This window comes from Oleiphilus sp. HI0066 (assembly GCF_001635725.1).
This window is the reverse complement of record NZ_LWFH01000995.1, coordinates 1-3,384: the sequence shown is the minus strand read 5'-3', so window position 1 is coordinate 3,384 and position 3,384 is coordinate 1. Positions and strand designations below refer to the sequence as shown.

The 3,384-nt window shown below is 39.1% G+C and carries 7 protein-coding genes; all 7 read right to left on the bottom strand.

The genetic code is table 11. The features are described from left to right. On the bottom strand, nucleotides 1-206 hold a 206-nt coding region (locus tag A3738_RS11240), incomplete at its 3' end, for a hypothetical protein (protein WP_156504217.1). A gap of 57 nt (nucleotides 207-263) precedes the next feature. Continuing rightward, nucleotides 264-482, bottom strand: coding sequence for a hypothetical protein (locus A3738_RS11235; protein WP_068473950.1), 219 nt, complete (start codon nucleotides 480-482; stop codon nucleotides 264-266). A gap of 461 nt (nucleotides 483-943) precedes the next feature. Further along, entirely contained in the window at nucleotides 944-1,189 is a 246-nt protein-coding gene (brnA, locus tag A3738_RS11230; protein WP_068473947.1) for a type II toxin-antitoxin system BrnA family antitoxin, read from the bottom strand. After that, a complete protein-coding gene (locus tag A3738_RS11225) occupies nucleotides 1,179-1,442 on the bottom strand; it encodes a BrnT family toxin (RefSeq protein WP_068473944.1) in 264 nt (87 codons plus the stop codon). Before A3738_RS11225 ends, brnA begins: the two co-directional genes overlap by 11 nt. A gap of 267 nt (nucleotides 1,443-1,709) precedes the next feature. After that, the gene (locus A3738_RS11220) at nucleotides 1,710-2,228 is read right to left on the bottom strand and encodes a hypothetical protein (protein ID WP_068481278.1); all 519 of its coding nucleotides are present in this window, start codon (nucleotides 2,226-2,228) and stop codon (nucleotides 1,710-1,712) included. 283 nt (nucleotides 2,229-2,511) lie between these two features. Further along, nucleotides 2,512-2,883, bottom strand: a complete 372-nt coding sequence (locus A3738_RS11215; protein WP_197472449.1) for a DoxX family protein — start codon at nucleotides 2,881-2,883, stop codon at nucleotides 2,512-2,514. Nucleotides 2,884-2,981: 98 nt separating this feature from the next. Then, the gene (locus tag A3738_RS11210; protein WP_068476051.1) at nucleotides 2,982-3,284 is read right to left on the bottom strand and encodes a hypothetical protein; all 303 of its coding nucleotides are present in this window, start codon (nucleotides 3,282-3,284) and stop codon (nucleotides 2,982-2,984) included. Nucleotides 3,285-3,384: the final 100 nt, after the last annotated feature.

The following is a 3,384-nucleotide window of genomic DNA, read 5'->3' as shown; positions in this document are numbered from 1 at the left end:
TGGTAGATGCTAATCACTTGCTCTTTAGTCAACTCTCCGGCTGCAAGCTTGCTATTAATTTCCTCGTGGAATTTAACTAGCTCTGGACCTGTTTCGTAAACCTTGTCCATGATCGGGTTAATCTTTGACTGCCAAGTTGCCCAGATATAAATGATTGCTATCAAAGGAATTAGTGCATAAAAGATTCTTTCGAGTTTCTTAATCATAGTGGACCATAACGCTTGCAGCAGCGGAGAGCGTAGCGAATCCGTTGGCTGCACTTGTTAAATGTTGGTGCTAAAGTACACATTATATTCGCTTACACCATCTTTTATGGTGTTGACCAAGTCATCTGTATCTCTACGAAATAAGAAGTCAGTACCAGGCTTTTCTATTAGAACTGTTTTCTTGTTTATGGAGCGTTCACCATCCCACTTGACGAATGCAAATACTCCATCTTCTTGAATCTGATCTAATTTAGATAAAAGTTCCTCTAATTCCATAGTTTATCCATAAAGACATTTAACAGTTAATTCTACGTACCCGATACGGGTATCACTTTTCAATTAGGTTAACACCTTCGGAACGATCAATTCATTAATAATCATAGACTTATGAGACTTACGTTTTTTTAAATTGCGCACACTCTTTAGCAAATGCGTATTGAATACGCATTTGCTAATTCATTACCCCTTTAAAATCAGAGCTTTGTAAGAATAAGCAGTGATACCCGCCCCTCGTGCGGTTATCACAGGAGACCTGTAGATATAATTTGAACCAACACAACTCGACCTCTCGAAGGAGGTGCGGTCAAAGCGTTAAGGTCTGCAATCTTCTTCGAAGCGGGCATCGTGAACTGCGAAGCACTAACAGCTGCTTCTGTCTATTTGCGAATGGAAAACCAATGTCCGCTTTTCATTCATTTGAGAACAAATAGGCGGCATATATCTCTTAGTTAAAAAGATTAATTGTGTGCGTTATGGGTTGAGGAATGTTCCAAACGTTCTGCCAGCCATACTTTTATAATCGACTGACGAGTAACTCCCAAACGCGACGCTTCTTTATCCAAAGAATCAATCATCCATGTTGGAAAATCTACATTGACCCGCCTTTGTTCTTGATTTGGACGCCTAATAGACGACAAATCAAACTCGTTTAAAACATCAGCATTGTTGTCATCAAAATTTTTGTCTAGATCTTTAGCTTTCATATAAAGCTACCTCCACTTCGCGAGAACGCCTCACTGATATAATTCGTATATTCTTTGAGCGATAGGTAATGATTGCTGACCAGTGCTTCGACCCTATTTTGCCAATAACTAATGATCTTGGTTCTTCTGTTGATTTTGCATCAAGCTCAACAAACCTCACATCTCGCCACAAGTCCTGTGCGGTGACAAAATCAATCCCGTGTTTCTCAAGATTGGATTTACTTTTCTTTGGATCAAATTCGAAAGAATACATAGTGTATAAAAAATATACCTAAATTGACGTATAAGCAATATATAACCGTAATATTCTCTTAAGTAACGCGCATCTAAACGAAATAATGATTTCTCCAAAAGAGTTCTCTATGTCCGCTTTTCTTCTGAAGCTGTATTACATACTTAAAGCAATAAAGGTCTGCTCATGTCTATTTACGAATGGAAAACCAATGTCCGCTTTTCATTCTAAAAAGACCTAATAACTGATTTCAAAAGTATACGAAGTAGTTCGCTCGAAGAAATTGGACTAGCAATTAATTGCGGGAACCGATAGTCGCCATGACTTTGAAATCTTCAGGGTTTGTGACTCTAGCACACCGCTTTTTGAAACAATTTTTGGAGTAACAACGTATTTTGTATCGAAAGGGATCTCGTATGTATAGATACTTAAAAATCCTGGACGTAAACTCGTCAAGCCGCAACCTATTTCACTCCAAGACGTTGAACATTCTTCCAAAGACACCTCCGCAGATGGGGAGACCTTTATTTCTGTTGAGGAGCCTTCATAAGGGATGGATGCATGCGTTGAGATATTGAAACGTAGTTTAGAATCAACTACAACTAAGGAGTATCGAGCGGAGATCTCATCAATTTTATAGTCCCAAATATTAGTCCCGCTGCGTCCACATGTTAAATCATTAGGATTATCTCCTACTTTGCCCGTTACCTCGTAATACAATTCAAAAGTAGCACAACCATTTAAAATTAAGATCAAGGCGTATGCCAGAAACCATTGAAGGACTTTATGTTTATTTATATTGCTCATACTTCTCTGTCTAGACGTAGATCTATTGTAAAAGACGGGCCTATTTATTTTCGGTAAGAAGTTCTTTAACCACCGGCTTATTAACTTCCATAGTTGAGACTAACAACCTCTTAAACAACGCAGCCTAAACCTTATATATGCAACATGGATATCTCTGATTCAAAGAGAACTTTACGTCCGCTTTTCATTCTTAGTACGTATTAACGCCGCCAGCAGCGGCCGAGTGAAACGAGGTCCAGCCCCAGCTTGCTGGGGCGAGCTGGCTGGCCTTGTTATGGTTTTATTATTTGTTGTTTATACTCCAGATACCTGGGCCTTTTGCTGCAATATAGAGAAACGCAAAGCAATAGAATGCTGAGATTTCACCACCATTTGCTATCGGGAATGGATTGTTAAGCCCATGCACCATCCAGTAAGCTACAGCCATTGTGCCGCTAGCGAGAAAAGCCGCATACCTTGAATAAAAGCCGACGATTATTAGAGCTCCAGCAATGAGCTCAATAACCGCAGCACTTGTGCTCATTGCGTTCAGCGGATACGGAAAATCGATTGGAAAACCGAATAGCTTTTGAGTGCCATGGCAAAGAAAAAGAAATCCAGCAACTATTCTAAAAGCTGAATAAGTATGCTCAGTATATTTATTCAAGAAATTCATTATATTCTCCTTTGAAGATATAAGGGTCTGAGTTTAGGCGACCATAACAGTGTGTTTAACGAACCCTCCGGTCCGCTAAACACTTTTTATACGTTTTATTATTTTGTGGCAATTTGCTCACCTAACCACTTACTGTAATTTTTAATTGGCTCGCCCAACTCGATATTAAAGTCGTTGTTTCGGATGTATTCAATGCGAGCCTTTTTAGCTATGAATAACGTCCGTTGATTCTCTTCAAGGCACTGCCAATTTTGTGTTGATGAACACTTTTGTTGGCCTTTGTAAATCTTCGACTCTAGCACAGTAGCTCTTGCTTCTGATTTTATTGCGCTCTCGAAACCTAGATAAAAACCATAAGGAAAACCACATAGAGCTAGAACCAAAAGAATATAGTTTTTCATAGAATATGGCTTCGAACCTTTTTACGTATAACAGTGTGTTTAACGAACCCTCCGGTTCGCTAAACACTTTTTATATGCCTTACTCATTTGNTTGACCATA

Excerpts from the sequence above, each read along its gene's own strand:
- A3738_RS11235 (WP_068473950.1), bottom strand. The coding sequence starts at position 482 with ATGGAATTAGAGGAACTTTTATCTAAATTAGATCAGATTCAAGAAGAT.
- brnA (WP_068473947.1), bottom strand. The coding sequence starts at position 1,189 with ATGAAAGCTAAAGATCTAGACAAAAATTTTGATGACAACAATGCTGAT.
- A3738_RS11225 (WP_068473944.1), bottom strand. The coding sequence starts at position 1,442 with ATGTATTCTTTCGAATTTGATCCAAAGAAAAGTAAATCCAATCTTGAG.
- A3738_RS11220 (WP_068481278.1), bottom strand. The coding sequence starts at position 2,228 with ATGAGCAATATAAATAAACATAAAGTCCTTCAATGGTTTCTGGCATAC.
- A3738_RS11215 (WP_197472449.1), bottom strand. The coding sequence starts at position 2,883 with ATGAATTTCTTGAATAAATATACTGAGCATACTTATTCAGCTTTTAGA.
- A3738_RS11210 (WP_068476051.1), bottom strand. The coding sequence starts at position 3,284 with ATGAAAAACTATATTCTTTTGGTTCTAGCTCTATGTGGTTTTCCTTAT.